Raw genomic sequence first — 23,788 nt, 5'->3', positions numbered from 1 at the left:
AGTCTTCGTAAGAGGAACGATTCGATGACAGTGAGGGTTCGGGCCGCGGTCTCGTCGTCGGTAGATCCGGTCGCGCGCTGGTCGAGCAGGTGCAGGAGCAGCGGGTAGACGGTGGTGGTGTCCCTTTCCGCCAGGCGTTCGAGGCCTCGCCTGACCTGGGGGTTCGGCTCGGCCGCCGGATTGAGGATGACGGCGCAGGGGCCCTGGTTCACGTGTGATGAAGGTGAAGGTTGCCAAATTCGTTGCTAGTTGAGAAGCTCTGTCCCGGATGCCCAGCCGGGGGGTGAGTTCGGCTGGGCTGACACCTTTTCTGGCTCTCGGTGCCGGGCATTGTCATGTCTGGATGCTGGGAGTGGTCAAGGGGTATCAGTTTTCGCATGCCTTCCTCCGGGGCTGCGATCAGGGAAGATCTGCGTAAGGAGAACGACGGTATGTCGAAGAAGAGCGTGCGGCTGGCCCTGGTGGGGTTGCTGGCCGCGGCCGGGATGTTCACCGTCGCGACGCCCGCGGCGCAGGCCGCGACCCGTGGCTACGCCGACTGCAACCAGGCTGGCCAGGTGTGTATGTGGGAAGACGGCGGTGCACAGGGCGACAACTGGGTGACCCGCTCGGGCGCCAAAACCGGCAAGTGGGAGATTCCGGCGTGGAACGGGGACAACGAGATCTCCTCCGTGCTGAACGCCACCAAGTACTGCCTGACCCTGTACTCGAACGACGGTTGGACCGGTCGCACCCTCACGCTGCGCCCGCACACCTACCTGCCGAACATGAAGACGGGCTACAACTTCAACGACGACGCTGAGAGCTACAAGCTCTACTCCTGCTGATCAGCTGATCACGGAGTGTTCGCGGGGGAACTTCCGGGGGCAGTAGCTGTTCCAGCTCTTGGGCGCAGCCGGTGAGCGCCGCATAGAGGCGGTTCCAGCCACGCTGCTCGTCACTAATGCCCTGCGGGCCGACGAGCAGCGTGGCGTCCCACTCTCAGGCCTTTGGCCTCGGTGGCGGTGATCACCGGGGCGTCCAGATGCGCCAGTCGGCGATGCGGACGTCCGGGGCGACGACCCTGACGGTGCCGGCCGGCCAGCGCGCGCACAGCCCGCCGAGTCCGGTACTCGTGAGCCTGCCTGGCCGACCTGGATGCAGGGCACGAGGGTCGGCGCAGAGGTGGACGTTCTCGCCGTCGTGTCGGCCGGTTTCGCGGTTGCTGCGGATCACGCGGTCCGCCCGGCCCAGCACACCGAAAGGCCCGCCGTGCCTCAGCACGACGGGCCTTCACGAGCCGGTCAGTACACCCAGACGCTGGTCCCGATCGGCATCTTGCCCTGGCCCCAGAGCCAGTCCATGACCGCGTCGGTCACCCGGGCGCAACCGTGGGAGGCGGCGTAGGCCGGCACGGAGTTGGAACCGTGCACGGCGATCCCGCCGTTGAAGTACTTCGGCCGGTACAGCACACCCAGTGCGGCGTGCCGGTACCCGTTGATCTGCCGGTACACCTTGTAGTGCCCGCTGGGGGTCGAGGCGATGTGGGTCGACCCCTGGCTGGTGTACTTCTTTCCGCTGCCGGTGGAGGTGTTGACCGTGTACGCCACCTTGCCGTTGTTCACGACCTTCAGCACCTGGCGCTTCTTGCCGATCTCGATGACATGGCCCTGGGAGCTGCGGGCTTTCGGCCGCACCCCCTTGGCCAGCGCCTTCCAGACCTTCGGCCCGGCCACCCCGCTCCGGGGCAGGCCCGCCACCTTCTGCAGGGCCATCACGGCCTGCTGGGTGTTCGTGCCGTATTCGCCGTCGGCCTTGCCACCGGCCCAGTAACCGAGCGCGTTGAGCTGCTTCTGGAGCGTGCGGACCGCCTTTCCGGAACTGCCCGGACGTAGCGTCGGGTGCTTGGTCGCAGCCGTCACCGTTCTCGTGACCGTCGTGGTGGTGGACGCCGGAGAGGCATCCGTGACCGAAACAGCCTGGGTGACAGAGGCGGTGGGCTGGCCGGCGGCCAGCGCACCGATGGGGCTCACGACCGTCAGTGCAGCGGTCAGCGCTGCTGCCAGCGACAGACGGGTGATGGTGCTGGTTCTCTTCATGATCGGCTCCCGCCGCAGGTGCACGAATGATCGGGCGGATCGACGCGTGTCGGTGCCCGATGAGCGGGACATTAGTGCCTTTAACGATGCGAATGCTGTCAAAGGCGATAACGGAGTAGCGTCGGTCGGCATGACCACCCCACGCCTGCGGGTCATCGTCGACAACGACTTCTCCGGCGACCCGGACGACCTGTTCCAGCTGGCGCACTACGTGCTGTCACCCTCGGCCGAGATTCCGTTCGTCATCGGGTCCCACCTGAGTCCCGGTGACGGGTTCGATCCCACGGACGTCCAGGCAGACAACGCTTCTCGGGTCGCCGCGCGGAGCGGCTCGAGTTGATGGGGCAGGGCGGCCGGGTCCCCGTCGTCGCGGGCTCGAACGTCGGTCTCACCTCGCCGACCGAGCCGATCGTCTCACCGGCGGCGGAGGCGATCGTGGCGGAGGCCATGCGCGACGACACCGACCTGCCCCTGTACGTCGCGGCCGACGGTGGACTGACCGACGTGGCCGGCGCCCTGCTGATCGAGCCCCGGATCGCCGGCCGGCTGACGCTCGTGTGGATCGGTGGTCCCGAGCACGCGGGTGCAGCGGCGCCCCCGGGAGCTGCGGCGGTCGAGTAAAACCTGAAAATGAACATGCCGGAAGGTATTTCGGTGTTCAACCACTCGGCGGTCGCGCTCTGGGAGGTTTCTCGCGACACCTACCGGCAGCGCCTCGTGTCCTGGGCGGAGCTCGAGCGGCGGGTGTGCCCGGCGGGACTGCTCGGTGCGCACCTCATATAGCAGCTCGACCGGGTCTCCGAGGCGGCTCTTGGGTGGGGCGGCAATCCGGGGGGAGACCTACGTGCTGGGCGTCCGAATCATGGCTAACCGGAACCGTCTCTTCACTCATGCTCCGGGTGGGCCGCCGCGACCGGCGAGCCGGGTTGCATCCCGTCACGGACGATCGAGGCGACGGACGTCCGGATGGCGGCTCCCGGCGGACGCCGTCCGTCCACCTCGTCGGCGACCACAGCGGCGTCCCACAACTGTTCGGCCAGCTCGCGAGCCTGCGCCGCGTTCATCTCGAACATCTCGCCCACGGTGATCCGCGGCGGCCACGGGCGGGTGACGACAGGGCTGGCCAGCAGGTCGAAGTCAACCCGCTGGGCCACCCTGACGCGGACGACGTCGCCGGTCACCACCACGGCGCCGATCTGGCGCTCGTGGTCGACGGCCTCGTCGTCGACCACCGACGACCTGAGCCAGCGGCCACCTTCTGGATGCTCGATCTCGCGCATGCCGGGCCCCCTTGAAAACGATGCTGGCACCGGTCTCCGCGCGAGCGAGCGGAGGGAAGGTGCTCGCACGGAGACCGGGAGGACATCGCGCCCGTGCTGCACCGCCGTTGCGAGGCGGGTGGAGGGCCGATGTCCTGACAGCACTGTGGTGTCCGGAGGATTGCAGTGTCATTGTCCCGTCGCGGCCTCGCGCATGCGGGACAGGGATGAGACCGTCATGCGGTCAGGAATGCCCGCTTCGTTCTACCATCAGGGGGCATGACGGGGACTGCGACGATGGGGCGGACGGGGAGCGCGCGGCGCGCGCTGGCCCGGCATCTGATGAAGCTCAAGGACGAATCGGGGCTCACCTACGAGCAACTGACGGATCTGGGCCTGCCGCGACGCTCGTCGTGGAACCGGTGGAAGAACCGGCAGTCGCTGCCCAACCAGGCGACGGTCGACTGGGTCTGCCGGCGCCTCGGTGCTGACGACGAGCTGCGCGAGCGCATGGTCGAGCTGGCGGGGGCCAGCAGCAAGCCCACCTGGTACGAGCAGCAGGGGCGGACCCTGCCGACCACGCCCGGCTTCACCACGTTGCTGGAGCTGGAAGAGATTGCCTCTCGCATCGATATTTTCAGTCCTCTGCTGGTGCCCGGGCTGGTGCAGTCGCCGAGCTACCAGCGGGCGGTGTTCGACGCCGCCCCGGGCCTGACCATGTCCGCGGCCCAGCGCCTGGCCGACATCCGCAAGCAGCGCCAGGAACGCGTGATCGGGCACGGGGCCCAGTTCCGTGTGGTGCTCGGTGAAGAGGTGCTCACCCGGCAGGTCGGCGGATCTCAGACGATGCGCGAACAGGTCGAGTACCTCGTCGGGCTGGATGGTCGCGAGGATGTGGACGTCTTCGTGTTGCCGTTCTCGGCGGGTGCACATCCAGGTGGGCGGGGACAGTTCATCGTCCTGGATTTTCCGGCGCGGGTAGACGAACCGTCGTTCTCCTACGCAGAGGGCTACAGCGGGGCGGAATGCAGTGAAGACCCTGAGGTGGTCGAGGATTTCAAGGAGCGCCTCGACATCATTCTGGGGATGTCGATACCGATCAGGGAGTACACGCGATGAGCAGTGAAGAAGCGGTGTGGGTCAAGGCGTCCAAGAGTGACGCGACGGGCGACTGCGTGGAGATGTGCGGGCTGGCCGGGACCGTGCGGGTGAGGGACTCCAAGAAGCCCGCCACCGGCGTCCTCGAAGTTGACGCATCGGGGTTCGCGGCGTGGCTGAAGGCTGCCAGGGCTGGGGAGTTCGATGGACTCCTGGGCGGCTGAGTCGGCACCTCGGAGCGACTTCTCAGCGTGTCAGTCGCGTTTCGACAGCCAGGAGCGAGCGAGGATGACTGCTCCGGCGATGGCCATGGCGTAGAACAGAATTTGCAACAGCCCTCCGCCGATGTCAGGGCCGCCCCTGGAATCCGGAAACTGCCGCGACGCGAGCTGATTGATGATCGCCCCCAGAGGACCGACCGCCAGGAAAACGATGCCTCACCGCTTCATCTCCGGTCACTTATCTTTCGAGGGGTACGTAGGATGAGCAACGATATGACGGTGCGGGCCAAGGCGTTCGAGAGCGATGTTACGGGTAACTGCGCTTGATCTTGCCGCCGGTGCCGGCAGGGAGACTGCTCTGGTAGGTCGGCATCCTCAGGCGCTGTTCGCGCAGCACGTCCGCGGAGGCGGCCGGTCCGCAGGCATGGGGCAATGATGACGTTACGGATGTTCGTCGCCGCGCCCCTGTTCCTCCATGGCGAGTTCGTTCCGCATGTCCGGGTTCTCGAAGTAGTAGCAGGTAGCGCGGTAGGCGGGCACCGTCTGCTCGTGCCAGACATTCGCTTGCAGGGCCATCACCGGATGCTTCATGACGTCGTGTCCCCACCGGCCGAGCGAGTTGTGGCCTCTGAGCAATGGCGACGGTTTGATGTCGACCACGAACGACGGAACCGGGCCGTTCCACACGCGTACGTCGGTGATGCTTTCCCATGGCGCGTACAGATCGTTACCGCCGATGCGGTAGTAGACACCGCTGAGGGTGAGGACCAGCCGTCCCCGACCGCGCTGGGCGAGGTGGGCGGTGAACCACACCAGGAAGCCGGCAGCAGCACAGGAGACCGCTGCGATGGCGACCCCACCGGTCGTGCCTGATGAGGCGAAGCGCACTCCGTATCGAACCAGGACGATCGCGGTGGACCCCATGACGAGCAAAAGAACGATGAAGCCTCGCCAGGGAAGGAAGAAAGCGATACCTGGCTCACCGATGTCGTTCGCTGCCGGTCGCGGGGGCCTTCTCGTCGGCCGGGCGCGCCCCATGCCTTGGACGATCATGGTCAGGATCAAGGCGAAGTAGGCCGTGGCTGCTACGGAGGTCGTCGCTTTGAGAATGCCTCCATGCTGGACGTCGTCAACAGTCAGGGACAGGGAGACCAAAACGACAACCGCAAGTACCAGGACGCCTGCGATCTTGCGTCCAGATCGAAGGGGCTGGGGCCAGTCCTTCGGCGGCTCGTGTGCCAGGACCAGGTCAGTTCTCAATATGCTTTCCGTACTTGGTTGTCTTCCGGCAACTGGGCGTCCTCGTTCTCGGCTCGGAATCCCCATTCCTCCTTGGTGCGCTCGCTGGCATCGCCCAGCTTGTCAGCTGCTTCATCACCGAGCAGCTTTTCGGTGGAGGCCAAGACCTTGTCCTCGACACTTCCGCCGACGTCCTTCAGAGTGTTCAAAGCAACCGAGCCGTTTCGGCCCTCTTCCTTGTACTTCAATGCCTGCTTGTCATAGGCGGCGTCGAAGCGGCCACTGGCAGCGAGGCTGACACCTGCTCCGATCAAGGCGCCGACGATTGTTCCGGCCACAGGTACCACTGATCCTCCGGCTGCTCCGGTTGCGGCTCCGGCGCCCGCAGCCCCGGCGAAGCCTACGACGGCTGACGTGGTACCACCGGCCAGAGCGCCGGCGGTGCCACCCGCGGTTGCGCTGAGGATGGTTTTCTCCACACCCTTTCCATGGGTCAGGTCGTAGCCGACGTCTGTCAGCGTGATTCCGTAGCCGATCCAGGGCAGCTTGCGGCCGACACGGTCCCAGGTCTCGATCGTCTCCAAGACATTTCCGTGCTCGGCCTGTTTCGACGACCTCGAGCACGAGAGAAGGTACAGCCCGCTGCGGGCCTATGCCGATGCCACGCTGCTCAACGTGCTGTTCACCCTCGGCCTCCAGGCTCGCCACGGCGACACCGGGATCCGGCCGGTCGCGTTCGACCCGGGTAACGTCGCCACCAACTTCGCCTCGGAGACCAGCAGCCGGATCTCCAGGCTCATGTATCGCACCCCTCTGCGCCGCCTCGCCCTCATCTCTCCGGAGCGGGGCGGTTCGCACCTGGCCTTCTTCGCCGACGGCACGCCCGGAACCACCTGGCAGCCCGGACGCCTTCATGCCCGGACCAAGCCTGCGACCAGGTGTCAGACCAATCCCCAGATGCACGACGGAGAACTGGTCGAGGCGGTATGGAACCGGAGCGCCGCCATGGTCGGTCTCTGATCCGACAGCCGATCGTCCCGACGTCGTAAGCACTCCCCGTCAGGGCCGGTTACCCGAGCATGTCGCGTAACCGCTTCTCCAAGGCCTTTTTGGGCAGAGCCCCGACGACCGACCGCCCCGGGCGTCCGCTGCGGAACAGCATGATGGTCGGGATGGTCGTGATCCCGTAGGTGCCCGACGTCTCGCGGTTCTCGTCGACGTTCATCTTCACCACGGTGACCTTTCCCGGGTGCCGCGCGGCGAACTGCTCGACCATGGGGGAGATGGCCCGGCAGGGCCGGCACCACGGTGCCCAGAAGTCGACCAGGACCGGGCCCTCGGCGAGCAGGACCGCCTCGACGAACGAGGCATCGGTGACGGAACGTACTGCGGGCATGTCTTTTCCTCTTCCTGGGGTGAGTCAGTGTCGGAGATGGTCGCGCAGTTCCCGGGCCACCGCCGCCATCAGGGCCTCCGCGCCCGGCTGAATGCTGGCCGCCACGCTCGACTCGGTCAGCGCGGCCACGGCGAAGGTCTGACCGTCGGCGTGCTCGACCACCCCGACCTCGTGACGGAGGTTGAGCAGGGTGCCGGTCTTGGACGACCAGCGGGACGCGTCGGACGCGAAGTCGGGCGCCAGGCGTTGCCGGATCAGGTTGTTCGCCATCAGGTCACGCATCCGTGCGGCCACCGTCGCGTCGATGGATTGGGGACGCCAGACGGCCTGGAGGAGGTCGGTGAAGGCGCGCGCCGAGCCGGAATTCGCCCGGCTGACGTCCAATTGTGGCACGGGATGACCGCGTCCGGCCGTGCCGGCGCCGATGGCGAGGGAGTGCGCCAGATGCAGTTCCGATGCCCCGAACCGTTCGGCCGGGGTGTCCGAGAGATCGTGCAGCGCATGCCGAACCGTGATGCCGGTCTGGCCGTGCTCACGCAGGAACGCGGTGACGGCGGCGGGCGGGGTGAGCCCGAGCAGGACGTCGGCGGCCGTGGTGTCGCTGAGGCAGACGCTCAGATACAGCAGGTCGTCCAGGGCGATGGTGGCCGGGTGCCGGAACCTGCTCAGGCCGGTCGGGCCGGGGACGTCGAGCCGGCCCGGCCGCACGGTCAACGGGGCGGCGCCGTCGAGTTCGCCGGTACGGATGCGGTCCAGCGTGGCCAGGGCCAGCGGCACCTTGACCAGCGAGGCCGCCGGGAACTCCAGATCCGGCTCCAGGCCGATCTCATCACCGGTGTCGAGATCCCGCACGAGGAACGAGCCGTGCAGCCCGCCCTCCTCCAGCAACTCGCGCAGTCGCCGGATCAACCGGGTCCGGCTCATCGTTCGGCTCCCAGGCATCGGGCGATCAGGGGGCGCAGGGGCCCGCGAAGACGCTCGGTGTCCGTGCCGGCGAGCGCGGAAACGCTGTAACCACGGGCCAGCTGGACCTCACCGATCGGCCGCCAGACCAGGCCCAGTTCGGCTGCCTGCGACGGTGAGCACAGCAGCAGGTCGGAGGATCCGAGCACCTCGGCGAGCGCGGTGGTGAGGGTGGCGGCCACGGCCACCTGGGCCGGCTTCAGCGCTACCGCGTCACGCACCCGGGTGAGCCGATCGCGCACGTGCGGGACATCGTCCTCCGGCTGGACCCACACCACCCGGCCACGGGCGGTGGCCCGGGATCGACCGGGGCGCAGGGATTCCAGATGAAGGACGTCGGTCGCGGGTTCGGTGGTGCCGGCCAGTCCCAGCGTGACCGCCCAGACGCCCTGATCGGGCGGAACAGCGATCAGGGCGGCCCGGACCGCCAGCGCGCGGGCCAGTTCGGCGCGTTCGGCGGGCCCGGCCGGGACCAGGTCGAGGTAGACGCCTTCGTGGCGGGCCCCGGCCTCCAGGCGGGCCAGGTCGGCGGTGCCGCAGGTGTCGGGGACGGCGAGGCGGAAGGGCCGGCGGCGGGCGCGTTCGGCATCGTGCTGGAGGTCGTCGGCCAGGCGGGTCAGGCGTTTGGCCGACGGCAGCATGTCGGCGCCGAACGGGGTGAGAGTCACGCTGCGAGAGGTCCGCTCGAACAGGCGCTCGCCCAGATGCTTCTCCAGCGCCGCGACCCGGCGGCTGATGACGGACTGGGGCAGGCGGGCGGCGGCCGCGGCCTGGGAGAAGCCGCCGTACTCGCTGACGCCCACGAAGGCGCGACATCCTTCGAGAACATCCACCACCTTATGCTATGCCGAGAGAGCATTGATCCGGCCGCGGAAGCATTGGACGGCATGGACGGGGGCCAGCAGGCTGCTGCTCACGGCCCTGGTTCAGGGGATCGACCGACGGGAAGGCCATTCATCATGATCGTCAGCGCGCGACGTCTCGCCGGTGCTGCCGCCACGTGCACGGTGCTGTTCGGGTGTGCGGCGGGCCCCAGCGCCCAGGCCGAGGCGGTCACCGCCACCTCGGCCACCACCGCCACCACCGCCCCGGTGGACTCGACGACACAGCCGCTTGGTGCGTCCACCAGCAGTTCGTTCCGGGCTCTGGAGAAGACGTTCGACGCGTCCCTGGGGGTGTTCGCGATCGACACGGGCACCGGCGAGACGGTGGCCTTCCACGCCGACGAGCGTTTCGCGTACGCCTCGACGTTCAAGGCGCTTCAGGCCGGCGTGCTGCTCCAGCAACTCACCGATGCGCAGATGGACACCGTGATTCACTACGACGAGTCCGACCTGCTCGACTACGCGCCGATCACCGAGACGCACGTGAGCGAGGGCATGACCCTGCGCGAACTGGCCGACGCGTCGGTGCGGTACAGCGACAACACCGCGGCCAACCTGATTTTCGAGGAGCTCGGTGGTCCGGCGGCGGTCGACGGGGCCCTGGAGCGCATGGGTGACCGCACCACGCACATGGACCGGACCGAGCCGGACCTGAACGAGGCGACGCCGGGCGACGTCCGTGACACCAGCACGCCGAGGGCGCTGGCGACGGATCTGCGCAAGCTCGTCCTGGGCTCGGCCCTGAGCAACGGTGACCGGGCCGAGCTGACCGATCTGCTGAAGCGGAACACGACGGGCGACAAGCTGATTCGGGCCGGGGTGCCGACGGACTGGGCGGTCGGTGACAAGACCGGCGCTGGCGGTTACGGCACCCGCAACGACATCGCCGTGCTGTGGCCGCCGGAGTCGGCCCCGATCGTCCTGGCTGTTCTGTCCGACCGGGACGAGCAGGACGCGGCGTACGACGACGCCCTGATCGCCGAGGCGACGAGGGTCGTGATCGGGCAACTGGGCTGACCGGTGGTCATGCGCGGGTGCGCAGATCGTCGTGGGTGATGTCGCGCAGCACCCGGCAGGGGGGTGCCGACCGCGACCACCATGGGCGGGATGTCGTGGCTCACCACGCTACCGGCCCCGATCACCGAGCCGTAGCCGATCCGGACGCCGGGCAGGACAACCGCGTTGCTGCCGATCCAGACCTTGTCCTCGAGCACGATGGGCTCGGAGAATCGCGCGAAATCGACCCGGCGGTCGGGGTGTACCGGGTGCCCTGTCGTGGTCAGGGTGACGCTGGGCGCGATCATGACGCCGTCGCCGATGCGGATGTCCACGTCGTCGACGAGGGTGAGATTGACGTTGCCGAAGAAGTCGTCACCGATGTGGACGTTGCTGCCGAACCCGGCGTGGAACGGTGGGAGCAGCACGGTGCGCTCTCCCACCGAGCCGAGAATCGCGACGAGCAGTTCCCGGCGCCGGTCAGCCGCAGCGGGTGGGGTGTGGTTGTATTCGAAGATCAGTTCGGTGCGGCGCCGGGGAGCCTGGAACGACGCTTCGGACTCGGAGTAGATGCGGCCCTGATGAATGCGCGCGAGGATTTCCTGCTCGTCGTTCGCCACGGCGGCATTCTGTGCGTGATCGATGCCGGCGGCAAGCGGAACAAGGCCGACTGGTTGCCACTCGGACAGGCATGTGGGGGCCTTCGTCACGTGCCCCTGCGCGGCCGACGTGCAGGAGATGCAACCTCACCGAGCAAACGGCCCGTCGGATCCAGGAAGTCCTCGGCCGTGACCTCGGGTCCGCGTTTCACGCGGTTCAGCACCAGAGCGAGATCTTGGGCTTCGTCCGCGCTCATCCGACCTCCGAGGACCCGATCCAGGAAAAGACCGTGAATGGACACCGCCATCATGTTCGGCACCGTGTCCGCCACACGGCGGCCGTCACGATCTTCCGAAAACAGCACCTTGACCGAGAGATACGCGCTGCTCGAGTTCGCTGACTGCTGACACATGGCGATGATCGTGGACTCGGCCCAGTGCTCCTTGTCGTGCTTGGCAGGCCGACCGTCACGGATGTCGTTCTGAACGGGTGCGATGTCTCCGATCGTCACGTGATTCGAGGAATCTATTCTCAGCCAGTGATCGGGGATCGAAGCCAGGGCCTTGCGAGCCAGGCGTGAGGTTTCAGGAAAACGCTGGCGCCTGCGCAGTTCGGTGTAGATCACATCGATGATGATCACTCGGTCCTGGCCGATTTCGTCCAGGACCGCATCCCTGATGCGGTCATCAACAGCCATGGACAACAGGGTCGCCGTGTCAACAAACCAGATGCTCGGCGGACACTGCGATCTTCCGGGAGGGGAACCGGAAATCAATCCTCCTCCTTGATCGCGACGGGTACGGCCTCGGGCCCGAACATCACTTCGTCGTAGAGGGATTCGTCGTCGGGACGGCCGAGTATCACGCTGACGGTGTTCATGCCGACACTGCCCGACCGGGCGGCGTCGATGACGGCCGTGGCAAGCCGGGCCGGCGGGCGGTTCTGTCGCAGAATCTTTTCCGGGCCGGGTCGGTCACCGACCAGAGGAGCTGCCGCGCGCACCAGATCGCTCGAGCGCAACGACTTGGTCAGGCTTTGTTTTTGATTCAGGGTGATCACCCCAGTCTCGAGCACCTGCTGTAGCGCGCACGGCATCGAAACACCGTGCAGAACCATCAGATACCCCAGGGCCAGCCGGCCTCGCGCGTTCTGCTCGACCAGGTCGGCTCCGGTGGCGTCAAGCCAAGTCAGGGCGGCGTTGACCGACCTGACGGGCAGGAGGAGGTGGCCGGCGAACGAGTTGACCCGCTGCTCGACGTACCCGTTGGAGTACATCTGGTCCTGATCCTCTTCGATGACCTCGCGAGCGTCACGGAGCAGGTGGTGCCCCAATTCATGCGCCAGGGTGAACCGGGTGCGCCCCAGCGGGTAGTCCGTGTTCACGACCAGCAGGGCGTGGTGATCATCAGCCTCGGCGTCGTGCGCGCACAGTCCGTCGCTGCTGTCGCCCAGAGGGCTCAACAGGACATCGGCGGCGAAGTGCATCTCGATCAGCGCCGGCAGGTCATTGATCCCCGCACTTCCCAGCTCCAGGACACGTCGCACCTCCTCGGCCAGCGCCCTGCCCTGGCGACGGGCTTCGGTCTTGGTCCGCGGCATGTCCGGATAGCGCGGCGGGTCGGCCGGCACCAGATTGCCGATCATGGCACCGGCCGGCGAGAGTCGCCGCTGGGTCAAGGGAACCTTCCTGGCCAGGCGATCTTCAGCCTCCAGCAACGCGACAGCGCGCTCGCGGGCCGGTGAACTGGCGAGAGCCTGGGAATCGGCAGAGACCCGATGAGCCAGGGCGAGGGAAGACCTTGACGATGTCGCCTGGTCCAGGAGCCAGGCCAGTGACACTTTCAATGCTTGAGCCAGGCCCGCCAGTTCGGCCGGGGCGATCCGGCGCTTGCCATGCTCGATCTTCGAGAGCTTGTCCGGGGTCAGACCTGCCTCCTGGGCAACCACCGCCGCGCTCAGGCCCGAGCGTTGACGGGCCTGGCGTACGCGCGTCCCGATCCCGGTATCGATCTCCGGGACCGAGGACGAAGGCTCATCGATCGGTGGCAGGACCGTCAGGCCCAGTAGCTCAGCAGCTTCGCGATCCGTCATCTCTCGTGCCATGAGAACTCCTCCTCGCCCTCGGCACCCCGTCCATGGGGTGCCCCGCCACCACCGCCGGATGCTCGCGACTGGTCATGGCGCTGTTGTCATCTGCCGACGGTGTCCACCGTAGCAGTGATCGCAACTGTGCCAATGCAAAATTGCGATCCAAGTCCCGGTCTCACTCCATCGGCTCCCGACGTGCTCCGGGTGATGCTTCTTCCGGGGTCGAGGCACCATAGGAGCCCACTGGCTGGCCGGCGGGCGGAACGCCGGACGCACGACGAGTCCGATCTCCAGCAGCGCCTGGCCGCGGCCGTCCGTGAGAGACTCGACGGCCATGGCGAAATCGACCAATCCCACGCCCTCAGCCCGCGAGCGCCTGGCCGCCCTGCTGGCCGAGCACGGTGAGGTTGCATCGAGCGTGCAGCTCACGGCGAAATCTCCGAAGGCGCTGGCGGTCGATGTGCGGGGGATCGGCGGGCTGAAGTTGCCTCTGACGGCGGCTCAGACGAAGAAGCTTCGGGGGCTGGGGCGTCCGGCACGGTTCGGGAAGGGCGAGGAGACGCTCGTCGACGCGGGTGTGCGGGACACCTGGGAGATTCCGCGGGATCTGGTGGACGTCCGCTGGGTCGATGGGCTCGACGCCGAATTGGGTTTGGTGCGTGAGGAACTCGGGCTTCCGACGGGGAGCCGGCTGACGGCTGAGTTGCATTCGGTGTTGTTGTACGACGAGGGTCAGTTCTTCCTGCCGCATCAGGACTCGGAGAAGGATGATGCGATGGTGGCGACTCTGGTCGTGACCTTGCCGAGCGCGCACACGGGTGGTGAGCTCATCGTCCATCATCGGGGAGAGGCGACCCGGTACCGGGGGTTTCCCGATCGGGTGGCACTGGTCGCGTTCTATGCCGATTGCCGGCACGAGGTGCTGCCGGTGCGCTCTGGTAGCCGGGTCACGATCACCTACAACCTTCTGCTCCAAGGCGGTCGAGGTGAGCGGCCCGGGGTGAGCTCTTCGGTGAGAGAACTTCTGGACGAGCACTTCCGGACGTCCTCCACGCCCCGGTGGCCGGGAGATGTGCGAGAACCGCCGGAGCATCTGGCCTTTCTGCTCGATCACGAGTATTCACAGCGGGGTCTGAGCTGGGACCGGCTCAAGGGCGCGGACGCGTCCGCTGCCACGGCTCTGCGGGATGCGGCTGCGGAGCAGGGCGATTATGAGGCGGTGCTGGCGCTCGGGGAGATCCATGAACGGTGGGACGCCTGGGACGAGGATCCCTACCGGTATTACCCGGCGCCGGACGACGACGAGGGCCGGTTCGACGAGAACGGCTACTACCTGAACGATCTGATCGAGGCCGAGCACCGTTTCGTGCTGAACGACCCCTCCTTCCCGGCGGGCGCGATCGACCTGGACGAGTCCGAAGTGTGCTCGGTGACGCCCACGTCGGCGATGCCGGCCGACAGCTCGGAGTACGAGGGTTACCTGGGCAACTACGGCAACACGCTGGACCGGTGGTACCGGCGGGCGGCCGTGGTGATCTGGCCCAGGGAGCAGACGTTCGTCGTCCGGGCCCGTTCGTCGCCGGTCTGGGCCCTGGACACGCTGATCGCCGGGCGGGATCCGGACGTGGCGAGGGAACTGGCACCGTACTGGGAAGGCTCCGTCCGCTCGCACGGCGGGGACGCTCCGTTGCTCGGCAAGGCGCTGGAGGCCGCGCTGGCGCTGGACGACGCGGGCTTGGCCACGATGCTGCTGAGCCCGTTCACGATCGAGCGTCTGGGGGCCGCCCATATGCCGGTGCTGGCCGAGCTGGCTGCCCGCCACGGGGCCACCTGGTCGCGCGGCATCCTGGACAGCTGGTTCGGCGAGACGATGCGCCGTTGGTACAGCCCGGGATCCTCGCGCGAGGGCTGGATCGGCGGGCTGCCCGAGCTGCTGGCGCACCTGCCGGCCGGTGAGCGGGTGCTGCGCCAGGAGCTGACGCAGCGGTCCTGGGACAGTCTCGCGGCGATGATCGCGTCGGATCTGCGGGTGCCGCAGCGTTCGGTGCGGCACCGGCAGCTGGGTGATCTGGGAATGGCGTTCGGGGCGGTGGTGCGGGCCGCGGCCTCGCTGCGGACGCAGACGCTGAGCCGTTCGATCGTGAAACGCTGTCTTTCCTATGGCGATTCGTTTTCGGCGTGTTTGATGCCGGCTCTGCGGGACGCCGTCGACCGGGCACCCGGGCAGGACTGGGAACCGGCCTTTCTCGATCTCGGGACGGCCGAGGCGTCCCGGCTGCGCACTCGTCTGGAAATGCCGGAGCGGGCGGCGGGGGACTGGTCGATCGGCCTTCCGGACGGATGTGACTGCGAGCTGTGCGGGCAGCTGGCCGCCTTCCTGGCCGACCCGGAGCAGCTGCGCAAGGACTGGCCGCTGGCCAAGGACCGTCGCGGGCACGTGCATGCCCGCATCGACGCGGCGGAACTGCCGGTGACCCACGAGACCCGCCGCTCCGGGCGTCCCTTCGTGCTGGTTCTGGTCAAGACGCAACGGCTGTTCGACGATGAGCGGCTCGAACGTGCGCGGGATGCTGACGATCTCGGCTGGCTGGGCCGGCAAGGGATGGGCTGACGTCCATGGCGCCAGGAGATCTGCTGGGATGGACCTGTGACCGACGAACTGAGTAGCTCCGTGGACAGTCTGCGCTGGGACCGCCGCCGTCATCCGTACCACGGCCGGCGGGAGTATGCGGTCGCCGTCCGCACCGTCAACGCTCTGGGGGACGAGCTCGTTCGGTCCGGCCGGGCGGCCGAGGCGGTGCCGCAGCTGCGCAAGGCCGTCGATCGGGTGACCCGTGCCCTGATGTATCTGGACGACTCGCCAGGCATCATCGGCCCGCAGCTGCGGGCCCTGATGTCGCTGTACGCCAGGGCCTGCACGGTGGCACCGCCGGATCCCAAGAGCCTGGGCACATGGCTGGTCAAGACCTTGTGTGACGGTCCCGGCTGGCCTGATGTGCACCTCGCGGAGTTTGCCGTGGCCCTGGGGCCGCGCGGTATCACCGCGATCGAACGCGACATGGAGCGCCGGGCGGCTGCCGCCGACCCGGACTCCTGGCGCGACATGTGGGCGATCCGGGAACTGCGGGAGCAGCTCGCTCACGTCTCGGGTGACGTGGATCGCTACGTCGCGGTGATGTCCGGCGATCTGGGGCATCCTGGCCGTCACCTGGAGATCGCCCAGGCCCTGGCCGCTGCGGGGCGCCCGGACGACGCGATCGCCTGGGCCCGCCGGGGCATCAGCGAGTACACAGGTCACCACCTGGCGGGCGGGGTGCGCGACTGGCTCGTCGCCGTGCTGCTGGAGCGTGGCGAGATCACGCAGGCCCTCGACGTGCGCCGCACCGAGTTCCTGCGCGAGCCGACCGTGGACAACTACCGTTCCTGGGCCGCGATCGCCTCGGCCGGCAACCTGACCGACCCCCTGCCGGAGGCGCTCGGCACCATGCGTCAGCGGCTGGCCACCCAGCCTGATGTCTCGGCCGAACTCGTGCCGCTACTGCTGGCTTCCGGCGAACACGAGGAGGCCTGGACGATCGCCTCGGCACACCGGAAACACCTGAGCGAGCAGCAGTGGGCCTCCGTGCTCGCGGACCGGGGCCGGCAGCATCCGCTCGAGGTGCTGGGGCACTACCAAGAACTGATCGAGCAGCACGCCCTGAACCAGCGGGACAAGCAGCGCTACCGGCGTGCCGTCGTCTACCTGGCCCCTCTGCGTGCTGCCTACGAAAACACAGATCGTGCAGATAAGTTCACGCAGTACCTGAACGATCTGCGACAGCGCCACAAGATCCGTCCCAAGTTTCTCCAGACACTGGACGCCGGTGGGTGGTTCGGCACGATCACGAACGGACGACGATGAGCGAGTACCAGCTGTACGACTTCCTCAGCCTCGACCGGCCTCTCACCGCGGCCATGCAGGCGGAACTACGGCAGCGCTCGACCCGGGCGACCATCACCGCCAACAGCTTCACCAACGTGTACGAGTGGGGCGACCTCAAGGGCGATCCCCGCCGCTGGATGGAGAAGTACTTCGACGTCTTCCTCTATGCCGGGTTCTTCAGCACGCAGCAGCTGATGTTCCGGTTCCCGCAGAAGGTGCTGTCACTGAAAACGGCCCGGCGGTACTGCTTCTCGGACATGGCGTGTGAGTCGTGGTCCCACGGCAGTCACACCGTCGTCAGCCTGATGTACTCCGCCGAGAACTTCGAGGACCACGACTGGGACAACGCCGAGACGGGGGAGGCCCGGATCGCCGGGATCGCTCCCGCCCGCGCCGAGGTGATCGAGGGTGACCTGCGGCTGCTCTACCTCGGCTGGCTGCTGGCCGCGGACAGCGGGGAGATCGATGACGACGAACTGGAGCCACCCGTACCGGCCGGCCTGGGCAAGCTCTCGGGCGCTCTGGCGGCTGTGGCCGACTTCCTGATCATCGATCCCTGGCTGATCGCGGCGGCCGCCGAGGCCAGCCCGCCGAAAACGGCTAGAAAGGAACGTGGTCCGGCGTTGCGGCAGTGGATCACGGCGCTGCCGGAGAAGGAGAAGACCCGGCTGCTGGCGCAGGCGGCCGAGGGCAAGCAGGGCGATCTGGGCGCCGAACTGCGCCGCCGGTTCGGGGCGGACACCGGCGACGAGCCCGGCGCCACCGTCGAGGGAGAACGTTCGGCGGGGGAACTGCTGCTGCGCGCGGCTCAGCTGCGATCACGAGCCGGCTGACCGGGCGGCCCTTTCGGCCAGCGCTCCTGCGCGTTGACGGCAACTGCACGCAGCGGAGTGCACCGCATGTTCGGTAAATTACCGATTTGTTCGTCTTTTCTCCTATGCTGCTCCGGTGCCCGCCAGGACGGGTGGGGATTGGGGGAGAGCATGTCGTCGGTGAATGATGCGGTGCAGGCCGTCGGGGCGCTGGCCGACCAGATCGATCGGTCCCGGGAACGTGTGTCGGCGGCGCAGGCGGTCGTCGAGCAGGGGCGGTTGCAGGCGCAGGGGATCGGCGCGAGAGTCGTCGCCGAGGATCTCGCCGGTCTGGGCGCCCGCCTGCGGGCCGTCGACCAGATGCTCGCGCAGGCCGCGCTCGGGGTGGGACAGGTGCGGCGCGGGGCGGAGGCCGTGCGGGGCAGTGGTGCGCAGACCGGGCCGGTCCGGGTGTCGGCGACCCTAAAACCGGCCGGCTCGGGGAAGATTCTGGAGCACCTGCTCACTCATCCGGCCGGGCGCGAAAAGCGCTGGAGGGCGGCCTTGTCCGTGATGGCCGGGGGTGTCCCCGCCACCTTCCTGGCCCGCGCCGTGCATCCCCTGCCCGTCTGGGTGACGCCGGTGGCCGGGGCGGGGGTGGCCGCCGTGGGCGGGGTTTACGGCCTGCACCGGCAGCGCGTCCGCCGGGTGCGGCTGGCCTGGCGGCTGGGGGCCCGCCCGCAGTGGAGCCCGGAACAGGAAGTGACGCCGCAGGCCAGAACCCTGGTGCTGCGCGCCCTCGGGCACGTTCTGCGCGACTTCGAGCCGGGCTGGCTGCAAGTCGTCGAAGACCTCCAGTCCACCGAGGGCGACGTGTTCGCCCAGGCCATGGACTTCGTCCTGGCGATCGACGCCATGGCCCTGTATGCCCTGTGTGGCGATCGCCGTCCCGTCCCCGGCCAGAACTACACCCTGGCAGCGGATTACGTTCGGGCGCATCCCCAGGCCGGGGTCAGCCCTTCGGCTGTGAACAGGGTGCTGGCCGCGATCGCTGACGAGCGATCCACCGGTGAATTGCCTCCGAAAAGGACGCTTCTGGTGCCGGCCCTGTGCTTCGGCGCCTTCGTGCTGGGCGAAACCGCGCGGTACGGCGACATGACCTGGGCCGAGCTGCTGGACGAGATCGAGGTGGCGCTGGCGGTGCAGGCCTGATCGAGCCTGTCCGGCAAGATCATTGAGGACGACGCTGAGTCCGGCCGGTGCTCCGCGTCGTCCTCGATTCTCATCACGAACACGGTCAGCCGGGGATGACACGGTGTCAGAGGAACGGTGGTCACGCCGGGTTATTGGCCGAAAGCTCATGGCAGCATCAATCGGGCCAGGGCGGTGGCGAGCACGGCCAGCAGCACCGCCGGCAGATCCGCCACCCGGGCCAGGCGCGCCACGACGGCGACCGTCACTCCGATGACCAGTGCCGGGTCCAGATCGTGCCAGCCCGGTCCGAGGAGCTCGGCGACGACGAGTGCGAACAGCAGGGCGGGGGCGAGCAGGGCCACGACGCCGCGGGCACGTTCAGGCAGTGGGTCTGAACCGAGCAGGGCCGGTCCGGCGGCTTTGATCGAGAAACTGACCAGTGCTGTCGCGGCGATGCAGAGCCAGAGCGTCGTCATCGGATCTCCCGGGTCGTGTCGCCGATGCTGTCTTGCACCGCGGAGGTGTCTTTGACGGGGAGAATGCCTGCCCCGCGCAGCTTCCGGTCCGTGCGCAGGCCGATCAGGGCAGCGCAGGAACCGCCGAGCAGGGCCGGGCCGGTGGGCAGAACGATCAGCAGGGCGGCGGTGAGTGTGCCGCCCACCAGGCCGGCCGCGAAAGCCTTCTCGGAGCTGCGCAGTTCGTCGATCAGCAGCACGGCGAAGAAGGCGGGGAAGACGACGTCGAGTCCGAGGGTCTGCGTCAGGTCCGGTGGTGGGGAGATGAGTACGCCCAGCGCTGTCCCGGACACCCAGGCCGGCCACTGGGCGAGGGTGGCCCCGATCAGGGTGGCGCGGTTGAAGCGGTCGCCGCCCTCGTGGGCCGCGACCCAGGATCCGTCCACCACTGCCTGTCCTTCCAGGGCCCGGCGCAGTCTTCCGCCGTGCAGGGCAGGGGTGACGGCGATGGCCATCGGCAGGAACCGCAGGTTGATCAGCGCGGCCGAGGCGACGGCGGCCCATGCCGCGCCTCCGCTGGCCAGCGCGGTCACCAGGGCGAACTGCGCCGAGCCGGAGAAGATCACCAGGGAGGCGACGACCGGTGCGAGAGATCCCCAGCTCTCCTGGCTCGCCACTGCCCCGAAGGTCAGGGCCAGCACGAACGAGCCGGCGGCCAGGCCGGCTCCGATCCGGGCCCCCGCCAGGTAGCCCCGTGCGGGGCCGGTGTCGTGCGTGGGCATGCTCGTTCTCTCCCTCGTCGGTCGAAATACCCACCGTAGGGTGGCGCGCGCGCTCCGTCGTCATCCAGACGTCCACCACCGGGTGATGATTTGTCCGAGACCCTTGCGTCTGCACCGTGTACCGGGTGGAAAGCCTGCGCCGTCGTCGAGGGCACAGGTGCTGGCCGGGCTGCTGGATCGTTACGGGGCCACCGGTCGGGACGGGGAGGGGGCGTCGGTTGCCGAACTCGCGGCGGTATCAAGGGAACTGCGGGCCCGGGTGGCGAACTGGTGAACTCGGTGGCGGTTGCCGCAATCGGTGGAGGAACACCACCGCCGGCTGCGGTTTCGGCTGCGGTCCAGGTACAGCCAGCCGCAGCCGGTTCCCTGGCACTCGCGCAGCCGCGCGAGGTCCTGGAGCACGAACAGGTCGAACAGGGACGCCTCGATCGCGTCGGGGATCTGGGTGGCGTCCGTGGGCCTTACGGCCAGGCGCAGCGGGAACGCCGGGGCCGCCGGAGCGCCGCGCAGCGCTGAGGACAGCGCCGCGCGCAGGGTGTCCAGCACGCCCGCGTCGACGGGCCGGCCGGCCAGGTGGTCACACAGCGCCAGATAGGCGTTCTCGCGCAGGGCCCGGACCCTGGTCAGGGTGCGCTCGGCCGACTTCGGCGACGGTAGCGAAAGCCCTGTGTAGCAAGCAGTTTCGATCAGGGCCGCTCGAGTGGACCAGGTGATCAGATCGTCGTGGGTGGCCAGCCGGTCGGTCCGGCGGGCTGGATCGAGTCTCCAGGAGACGGTGTTGACCAGGTCCAGGGCCGGATGCCCGCCGATCAGGCTGACCCAGGCGTCGCGCGCCGCGTACTCGCCGTCGGGTGCCGGTGAGACTGACGTCTGGACGACGGGCGTCGTGGTGCTCCGGGACCGTGCGCCTGGGCTCTTCCGGGTGTCCACAGTGCGCTCCTTCCGGCGTTTTCCTGAGGCAAGCCTAGGGCCTGCGGTGGTGGCGCGCGCCATGGAACCGGTTTCCCGAGAGCGCCATGCTAATGGTTGTTCAGGCCAATCACCCATTAGATTGTGAACAGGTAAAAGACCGCATCCGCATCGGGCGCCCAGGGGAGGGCCACCATGAGTCGCGTTCTGATCTGTCACGAATGGGCAATTCTGAGAGAAGGCATGCGGACGCAGCTGGAGGCCGAGGCGTCGGTGGAGTCGGTGACCTCCACCGACAGCGGGATCGCCGCGATGATCGAGGTGACGTCGCGATCGGTCGACGTCATGGTCCTGGGCCTGAACCTGCGGGGACTGTCCAGCAGCGAGGTGCTGCGGCGGGTCATGGCGGAGAAGGCGACACGTGAGTGCCGGGTCATCGTCGTCCTGACCCGGGAGGAAGCGGCTGCCACCGAGGACGTGCTACGCCTCGGCGCCGACGGGGTGATCGTGGACCAGTTCACCGCCGAGGACCTGTGTTACGCCGTGCGGGGCGTCGTGGCCGGGCACATGGTCCTCATGGGCGGCGCGGCCGATCGGCTGGTCGGCTGGTTCAGATCGGTCGCCGAGAGCAGCCCACCGGAACCGGCGGAAACAGATACGGCAGCTCTGCATGCACTGACCGCGCGCGAGCGCGAGATCCTGGAGCTGGTCGCCCACGGCAACTCCACCGAGGAGGTCGCCGGGCTCCTGGCCATCGGGGTCACGACCGTCCGCACCCACCTGCACCGCCTGCGCTACAAGCTCGGTGTGCGCGACCGGGCCGGGCTGGTCAGCTACGCCTTCCGCACCGGCCTGATGGTGACGGCGGCATGACCACCACCGACGTGGTCCCCGGCGCGGCCGGCCCGGAACCCCAGGAACCCACCCGGACGTCCCTGGGTCAGGACCGCACGGCCATGACCTTCTGGGCCGGTGAGAGCATTTCGCTGATCGGCTCGCAGGTCACCGCCGCGGTGCTGCCGCTCCTGGCCCGCGAGTCCCTCGGCGGTTCGGGCCTTGACATCGGCCTGCTCCAGTTCTTCCTCTTCCTGCCCTACCTGGCCCTGCCCCTGCTGGTCGGGGTCTGGGTGGACCGCCACCGCAAGCGTCCCCTGATGATCAGCACGAACCTGATCCGCCTGGTCCGGGTGCTCGCCGCCGGTCGCGTTGCTGGTCGACGCCTTCTCCTACATCGCCTCCCTGGCCTCGCTGATGCTGTTGCGCCGGCACGAGCCACCGCTGACCGGCACTCCCGCCCGTCGTCTCCGCACGGAGCTGAAGTCGGGGCTGCAATTCATCGCCGGTGACTCCGTCATCCGCGGGATCAGCCTGCACGGGCTGCTGTTCAACGCGGGCAGCTACATGGTCATGGTGGCCTTCCTGGTGAAGAGCACCTCGGAGATCGACGGCGGCGCCTGGGTCTACGGTGCCGCACTGTCGGCGGCCGGTGCCGGTGCCCTGCTCGGCGCGGCCCGTTCGCGCCGGGTCATCGCCCGGGTCGGGTACGGGCGCGGGCTGGCCTGGAGCGCGGTCATCGCCAGCGTGCCGGTTGTTCCTGCTCGCGTTCACGGACGCCGGGAAGGTGGGCACCACCGCCGCCGCCGTCCTGGTCTGGGGCGGCTGCTACCTGATCACGGGTTTCGGTGAGGGCATGTTCAACGTCATGTCCTACACCGTGCGCCAGGCGATGACGCCCGACGACATGCTCGGCCGGATGAGCGCGGCCCTGCGGCTTCTGCTGTACGCGGGCATCCCCACCGGATCCCTGGCCGGTGGCCTGCTCGTCGACTGGTTCGGCGCCTCCTGGGCGGTGGCCGCGGGGGCGGCCGTGATGGTGATCAGCATTCCCCCGCTGCGGGCGGCGATGAAACTGCGCGAGCTGCCCACGGTCTGAGCCCGGGCACCTCTTCCAGAGAGCCGGTGCCTGCTGGGCGGGGTGAGGAGCCAGTGCCTCTCACCCCGCCCAGCACGGTCATGTACGGCGGCCCGGAGCGCGCTCCGGCACGGATTGTCGTCGGGGATTGCCCCGGGCGGTGTCTGACCTGGTCAGGCATGGACTCCCGGGTGGCCCCTCAGTGCTGGACAAATATACAAATCTCGGCAACTTCTACAAAACTTTTGTACATTTCGATGAACCGGATGAGTCGGCAGCGTTGATCGTCGATTTGCCTCAAGAAGGTAGCGACGCTCCGGAGACCCAGGTCAAACGGGCGGTGGAGGGTTCCCCGACGGCGTGCTGTCCACGGTGTCCGCCTTCACCGTCGCGGTTCCGAATCACGCCTTGCTGGCCCGCGAGGACCTGGACTGGCTGGCCGCGCTTCCCGCTGCTGCGACGCTGGGGGATCGGCAAAGACATGCCCTGGTAGCGATGCGCCGCGGGCAGACCTGGACCAATCAAAGCTTCAGGGAAACCTTTCCCATGGACTCCCGTGAAGCGCGAACCGAACTCGCCGGTCTTGTCGAGGCAGGGGTCGCTACGGCTGATGGCGAACGCGGCGGACGTGTGTATCGGATCGCAGCTCATCTGATCGGCTACGTTCCCACCCCGTCGGCGCGGATGTCTCCGGCACCGATCACGTCGCAATCCACATCGCAGAGCGGGAACTCGTCAGCCGACAACATCTCGTCCCATGCCCGCCGCAAGAATTGGGACCTCATCCGGCGGCACCTCCGGACCGGCGATATGACGGCTGCCGAAATCACCGAAGCCACTGGGTTGACCGCCAGACAGGTTCAGTACGCCCTGCGCCAGATGCGGGAGGCCGGATCCGTCACCTTGGTCGGCGGCCAGGGTGACCGCGACAGCCGATATCGGGTAGTGACGCCGCCCCGGGGCGTTCGATCGGCTACCTGATCCCGTCTGGAGCAGTAAGC

The 23,788-nt window shown here is 68.0% G+C and carries 29 protein-coding genes and 1 pseudogene; 17 read left to right on the top strand and 13 right to left on the bottom strand.

Translation table 11 applies throughout. The annotated features are described in order from the left end of the window. Positions 1–431: 431 nt before the first annotated feature. On the top strand, positions 432–827 hold the full coding sequence (locus KIH74_RS15195; protein WP_214156573.1) for a peptidase inhibitor family I36 protein: 396 nt from the start codon (positions 432–434) through the stop codon (positions 825–827). 456 nt (positions 828–1,283) lie between these two features. On the opposite strand, the gene KIH74_RS15190 is transcribed toward KIH74_RS15195, so the two are convergent. After that, positions 1,284–2,078, bottom strand: coding sequence for a L,D-transpeptidase family protein (locus KIH74_RS15190; RefSeq protein WP_214156572.1), 795 nt, complete (start codon positions 2,076–2,078; stop codon positions 1,284–1,286). A gap of 130 nt (positions 2,079–2,208) precedes the next feature. On the opposite strand from KIH74_RS15190, the gene KIH74_RS15185 reads away from it, so the two are divergent. Genes KIH74_RS15185 through KIH74_RS15175 form a run of 3 tightly spaced genes read left to right on the top strand, consistent with a single transcriptional unit; the run spans position 2,209 to position 2,861 of the window. Beyond that, positions 2,209–2,418: a hypothetical protein gene (locus tag KIH74_RS15185; RefSeq protein ID WP_214156571.1), complete on the top strand. Its 210-nt coding sequence runs from the start codon at positions 2,209–2,211 to the stop codon at positions 2,416–2,418. Next, positions 2,418–2,699 carry a hypothetical protein gene (locus tag KIH74_RS15180; RefSeq protein ID WP_214156570.1) on the top strand — a complete coding sequence of 94 codons (282 nt, stop codon included), beginning with the start codon at positions 2,418–2,420 and terminating at the stop codon, positions 2,697–2,699. The genes KIH74_RS15185 and KIH74_RS15180 overlap by 1 nt, the downstream gene beginning before the upstream one ends. A 9-nt stretch (positions 2,700–2,708) precedes the next feature. After that, complete coding sequence (locus KIH74_RS15175) at positions 2,709–2,861, top strand: hypothetical protein (RefSeq protein WP_214156569.1); 153 nt, start codon at positions 2,709–2,711, stop codon at positions 2,859–2,861. A 101-nt stretch (positions 2,862–2,962) separates the two neighbouring features. On the opposite strand, the gene KIH74_RS15170 is transcribed toward KIH74_RS15175, so the two are convergent. Continuing rightward, the gene (locus KIH74_RS15170; RefSeq protein ID WP_214156568.1) at positions 2,963–3,358 is read right to left on the bottom strand and encodes a hypothetical protein; all 396 of its coding nucleotides are present in this window, start codon (positions 3,356–3,358) and stop codon (positions 2,963–2,965) included. A gap of 258 nt (positions 3,359–3,616) precedes the next feature. Here KIH74_RS15170 and KIH74_RS15165 point away from each other — a divergent pair, with 258 nt between their 5' ends. Further along, positions 3,617–4,456: a DUF5753 domain-containing protein gene (locus tag KIH74_RS15165; protein ID WP_214156567.1), complete on the top strand. Its 840-nt coding sequence runs from the start codon at positions 3,617–3,619 to the stop codon at positions 4,454–4,456. After that, entirely contained in the window at positions 4,453–4,659 is a 207-nt protein-coding gene (locus tag KIH74_RS15160; RefSeq protein WP_214156566.1) for a DUF397 domain-containing protein, read from the top strand. Before KIH74_RS15165 ends, KIH74_RS15160 begins: the two co-directional genes overlap by 4 nt. A gap of 438 nt (positions 4,660–5,097) precedes the next feature. Here the strand turns inward: KIH74_RS15160 and KIH74_RS15155 are convergent, their stop codons facing one another. Together KIH74_RS15155 and KIH74_RS15150 are read right to left on the bottom strand one after the other, a co-directional pair. Then, entirely contained in the window at positions 5,098–5,811 is a 714-nt protein-coding gene (locus KIH74_RS15155; RefSeq protein ID WP_214156565.1) for a hypothetical protein, read from the bottom strand. 101 nt (positions 5,812–5,912) lie between these two features. Then, the gene (locus KIH74_RS15150; protein WP_214156564.1) at positions 5,913–6,479 is read right to left on the bottom strand and encodes a hypothetical protein; all 567 of its coding nucleotides are present in this window, start codon (positions 6,477–6,479) and stop codon (positions 5,913–5,915) included. On the opposite strand from KIH74_RS15150, the gene KIH74_RS15145 reads away from it, so the two are divergent. Continuing rightward, complete coding sequence (locus tag KIH74_RS15145) at positions 6,442–6,915, top strand: Rossmann-fold NAD(P)-binding domain-containing protein (RefSeq protein ID WP_214156563.1); 474 nt, start codon at positions 6,442–6,444, stop codon at positions 6,913–6,915. The two genes, KIH74_RS15150 and KIH74_RS15145, sit on opposite strands and share 38 nt — an antisense overlap. A gap of 49 nt (positions 6,916–6,964) precedes the next feature. Here the strand turns inward: KIH74_RS15145 and trxA are convergent, their stop codons facing one another. From trxA to KIH74_RS15130, 3 genes are read right to left on the bottom strand one after another with little or no spacing between them, the layout of a single operon-like run. Continuing rightward, the gene (trxA, locus tag KIH74_RS15140; protein WP_214156562.1) at positions 6,965–7,291 is read right to left on the bottom strand and encodes a thioredoxin; all 327 of its coding nucleotides are present in this window, start codon (positions 7,289–7,291) and stop codon (positions 6,965–6,967) included. A gap of 24 nt (positions 7,292–7,315) precedes the next feature. Then, a complete protein-coding gene (locus KIH74_RS15135; protein ID WP_214156561.1) occupies positions 7,316–8,215 on the bottom strand; it encodes a serine hydrolase in 900 nt (299 codons plus the stop codon). Continuing rightward, entirely contained in the window at positions 8,212–9,087 is an 876-nt protein-coding gene (locus KIH74_RS15130; RefSeq protein WP_214156560.1) for a LysR family transcriptional regulator, read from the bottom strand. The genes KIH74_RS15135 and KIH74_RS15130 overlap by 4 nt, the downstream gene beginning before the upstream one ends. 126 nt (positions 9,088–9,213) lie before the next feature. On the opposite strand from KIH74_RS15130, the gene bla reads away from it, so the two are divergent. Beyond that, a complete protein-coding gene (gene bla / locus KIH74_RS36405; protein WP_246572345.1) occupies positions 9,214–10,155 on the top strand; it encodes a class A beta-lactamase in 942 nt (313 codons plus the stop codon). Positions 10,156–10,162: 7 nt separating this feature from the next. Here bla and KIH74_RS36400 read toward each other — a convergent pair. The 3 genes and pseudogenes from KIH74_RS36400 to KIH74_RS15115 all read right to left on the bottom strand — a co-directional run bounded on the left by KIH74_RS36400 (position 10,163) and on the right by KIH74_RS15115 (position 12,837). Continuing rightward, positions 10,163–10,754: pseudogene (locus KIH74_RS36400) on the bottom strand (sugar O-acetyltransferase). Between the two features lie 86 nt (positions 10,755–10,840). Beyond that, positions 10,841–11,431 (bottom strand): hypothetical protein, encoded by a 591-nt coding sequence (locus KIH74_RS15120; RefSeq protein WP_214156558.1) that lies wholly within the window; start codon positions 11,429–11,431, stop codon positions 10,841–10,843. 74 nt (positions 11,432–11,505) lie between these two features. Next, positions 11,506–12,837, bottom strand: coding sequence for a helix-turn-helix domain-containing protein (locus KIH74_RS15115; protein ID WP_214156557.1), 1,332 nt, complete (start codon positions 12,835–12,837; stop codon positions 11,506–11,508). A gap of 319 nt (positions 12,838–13,156) precedes the next feature. On the opposite strand from KIH74_RS15115, the gene KIH74_RS15110 reads away from it, so the two are divergent. The 4 genes from KIH74_RS15110 (at position 13,157) to KIH74_RS15095 (ending at position 18,747) form a co-directional block, all read left to right on the top strand. Beyond that, positions 13,157–15,433: a 2OG-Fe(II) oxygenase gene (locus KIH74_RS15110; protein WP_214156556.1), complete on the top strand. Its 2,277-nt coding sequence runs from the start codon at positions 13,157–13,159 to the stop codon at positions 15,431–15,433. A 36-nt stretch (positions 15,434–15,469) separates the two neighbouring features. Then, positions 15,470–16,723: a DUF6880 family protein gene (locus KIH74_RS15105; RefSeq protein WP_214156555.1), complete on the top strand. Its 1,254-nt coding sequence runs from the start codon at positions 15,470–15,472 to the stop codon at positions 16,721–16,723. Then, positions 16,720–17,577, top strand: a complete 858-nt coding sequence (locus KIH74_RS15100) for a hypothetical protein (RefSeq protein ID WP_214156554.1) — start codon at positions 16,720–16,722, stop codon at positions 17,575–17,577. The genes KIH74_RS15105 and KIH74_RS15100 overlap by 4 nt, the downstream gene beginning before the upstream one ends. 159 nt (positions 17,578–17,736) lie before the next feature. After that, positions 17,737–18,747 carry a hypothetical protein gene (locus tag KIH74_RS15095; RefSeq protein ID WP_214156553.1) on the top strand — a complete coding sequence of 337 codons (1,011 nt, stop codon included), beginning with the start codon at positions 17,737–17,739 and terminating at the stop codon, positions 18,745–18,747. Positions 18,748–18,893: 146 nt separating this feature from the next. Here the strand turns inward: KIH74_RS15095 and KIH74_RS15090 are convergent, their stop codons facing one another. From KIH74_RS15090 to KIH74_RS15080, 3 genes are all read right to left on the bottom strand, one after another. Further along, complete coding sequence (locus tag KIH74_RS15090) at positions 18,894–19,205, bottom strand: AzlD domain-containing protein (protein WP_214156552.1); 312 nt, start codon at positions 19,203–19,205, stop codon at positions 18,894–18,896. After that, positions 19,202–19,966 carry an AzlC family ABC transporter permease gene (locus tag KIH74_RS15085; protein WP_214156551.1) on the bottom strand — a complete coding sequence of 255 codons (765 nt, stop codon included), beginning with the start codon at positions 19,964–19,966 and terminating at the stop codon, positions 19,202–19,204. The genes KIH74_RS15090 and KIH74_RS15085 overlap by 4 nt, the downstream gene beginning before the upstream one ends. A gap of 180 nt (positions 19,967–20,146) precedes the next feature. Then, positions 20,147–20,896, bottom strand: a complete 750-nt coding sequence (locus KIH74_RS15080; RefSeq protein WP_214156550.1) for a CGNR zinc finger domain-containing protein — start codon at positions 20,894–20,896, stop codon at positions 20,147–20,149. Positions 20,897–21,070: 174 nt separating this feature from the next. Here KIH74_RS15080 and KIH74_RS15075 point away from each other — a divergent pair, with 174 nt between their 5' ends. The 5 genes from KIH74_RS15075 to KIH74_RS15060 all read left to right on the top strand — a co-directional run bounded on the left by KIH74_RS15075 (position 21,071) and on the right by KIH74_RS15060 (position 23,768). After that, positions 21,071–21,748 (top strand): LuxR C-terminal-related transcriptional regulator, encoded by a 678-nt coding sequence (locus tag KIH74_RS15075; RefSeq protein ID WP_281417871.1) that lies wholly within the window; start codon positions 21,071–21,073, stop codon positions 21,746–21,748. Continuing rightward, the gene (locus KIH74_RS36395; RefSeq protein ID WP_246572343.1) at positions 21,745–22,221 is read left to right on the top strand and encodes an MFS transporter; all 477 of its coding nucleotides are present in this window, start codon (positions 21,745–21,747) and stop codon (positions 22,219–22,221) included. The genes KIH74_RS15075 and KIH74_RS36395 overlap by 4 nt, the downstream gene beginning before the upstream one ends. Next, on the top strand, positions 22,127–22,561 hold the full coding sequence (locus KIH74_RS15070) for an MFS transporter (RefSeq protein WP_246572463.1): 435 nt from the start codon (positions 22,127–22,129) through the stop codon (positions 22,559–22,561). Before KIH74_RS36395 ends, KIH74_RS15070 begins: the two co-directional genes overlap by 95 nt. Further along, positions 22,497–22,808 carry a hypothetical protein gene (locus KIH74_RS15065; protein ID WP_214156611.1) on the top strand — a complete coding sequence of 104 codons (312 nt, stop codon included), beginning with the start codon at positions 22,497–22,499 and terminating at the stop codon, positions 22,806–22,808. The genes KIH74_RS15070 and KIH74_RS15065 overlap by 65 nt, the downstream gene beginning before the upstream one ends. Positions 22,809–23,147: 339 nt before the next feature. After that, positions 23,148–23,768: a winged helix-turn-helix domain-containing protein gene (locus KIH74_RS15060; protein ID WP_214156547.1), complete on the top strand. Its 621-nt coding sequence runs from the start codon at positions 23,148–23,150 to the stop codon at positions 23,766–23,768. Positions 23,769–23,788 lie beyond the last annotated feature (20 nt).

The sequence above is a fragment of the Kineosporia corallincola genome (genome assembly GCF_018499875.1).
Taxonomy (GTDB): Bacteria; Actinomycetota; Actinomycetes; order Actinomycetales; family Kineosporiaceae; genus Kineosporia; species Kineosporia corallincola.
The sequence above is the reverse complement of the archived record's forward strand: the minus strand, read 5'-3'. Positions and strand labels throughout refer to the sequence as shown.

Coding starts and splice junctions, on each gene's coding strand:
- KIH74_RS15195 (WP_214156573.1), top strand. CDS start 432: ATGTCGAAGAAGAGCGTGCGGCTGGCCCTGGTGGGGTTGCTGGCCGCG.
- KIH74_RS15190 (WP_214156572.1), bottom strand. CDS start 2,078: ATGAAGAGAACCAGCACCATCACCCGTCTGTCGCTGGCAGCAGCGCTG.
- KIH74_RS15185 (WP_214156571.1), top strand. CDS start 2,209: ATGACCACCCCACGCCTGCGGGTCATCGTCGACAACGACTTCTCCGGC.
- KIH74_RS15180 (WP_214156570.1), top strand. CDS start 2,418: ATGGGGCAGGGCGGCCGGGTCCCCGTCGTCGCGGGCTCGAACGTCGGT.
- KIH74_RS15175 (WP_214156569.1), top strand. CDS start 2,709: ATGAACATGCCGGAAGGTATTTCGGTGTTCAACCACTCGGCGGTCGCG.
- KIH74_RS15170 (WP_214156568.1), bottom strand. CDS start 3,358: ATGCGCGAGATCGAGCATCCAGAAGGTGGCCGCTGGCTCAGGTCGTCG.
- KIH74_RS15165 (WP_214156567.1), top strand. CDS start 3,617: ATGACGGGGACTGCGACGATGGGGCGGACGGGGAGCGCGCGGCGCGCG.
- KIH74_RS15160 (WP_214156566.1), top strand. CDS start 4,453: ATGAGCAGTGAAGAAGCGGTGTGGGTCAAGGCGTCCAAGAGTGACGCG.
- trxA (WP_214156562.1), bottom strand. CDS start 7,291: ATGCCCGCAGTACGTTCCGTCACCGATGCCTCGTTCGTCGAGGCGGTC.
- KIH74_RS15135 (WP_214156561.1), bottom strand. CDS start 8,215: ATGAGCCGGACCCGGTTGATCCGGCGACTGCGCGAGTTGCTGGAGGAG.
- bla (WP_246572345.1), top strand. CDS start 9,214: ATGATCGTCAGCGCGCGACGTCTCGCCGGTGCTGCCGCCACGTGCACG.
- KIH74_RS15120 (WP_214156558.1), bottom strand. CDS start 11,431: ATGGCTGTTGATGACCGCATCAGGGATGCGGTCCTGGACGAAATCGGC.
- KIH74_RS15115 (WP_214156557.1), bottom strand. CDS start 12,837: ATGGCACGAGAGATGACGGATCGCGAAGCTGCTGAGCTACTGGGCCTG.
- KIH74_RS15110 (WP_214156556.1), top strand. CDS start 13,157: ATGGCGAAATCGACCAATCCCACGCCCTCAGCCCGCGAGCGCCTGGCC.
- KIH74_RS15100 (WP_214156554.1), top strand. CDS start 16,720: ATGAGCGAGTACCAGCTGTACGACTTCCTCAGCCTCGACCGGCCTCTC.
- KIH74_RS15090 (WP_214156552.1), bottom strand. CDS start 19,205: ATGACGACGCTCTGGCTCTGCATCGCCGCGACAGCACTGGTCAGTTTC.
- KIH74_RS15085 (WP_214156551.1), bottom strand. CDS start 19,966: ATGCCCACGCACGACACCGGCCCCGCACGGGGCTACCTGGCGGGGGCC.
- KIH74_RS15075 (WP_281417871.1), top strand. CDS start 21,071: ATGAGTCGCGTTCTGATCTGTCACGAATGGGCAATTCTGAGAGAAGGC.
- KIH74_RS36395 (WP_246572343.1), top strand. CDS start 21,745: ATGACCACCACCGACGTGGTCCCCGGCGCGGCCGGCCCGGAACCCCAG.
- KIH74_RS15070 (WP_246572463.1), top strand. CDS start 22,127: ATGCTGTTGCGCCGGCACGAGCCACCGCTGACCGGCACTCCCGCCCGT.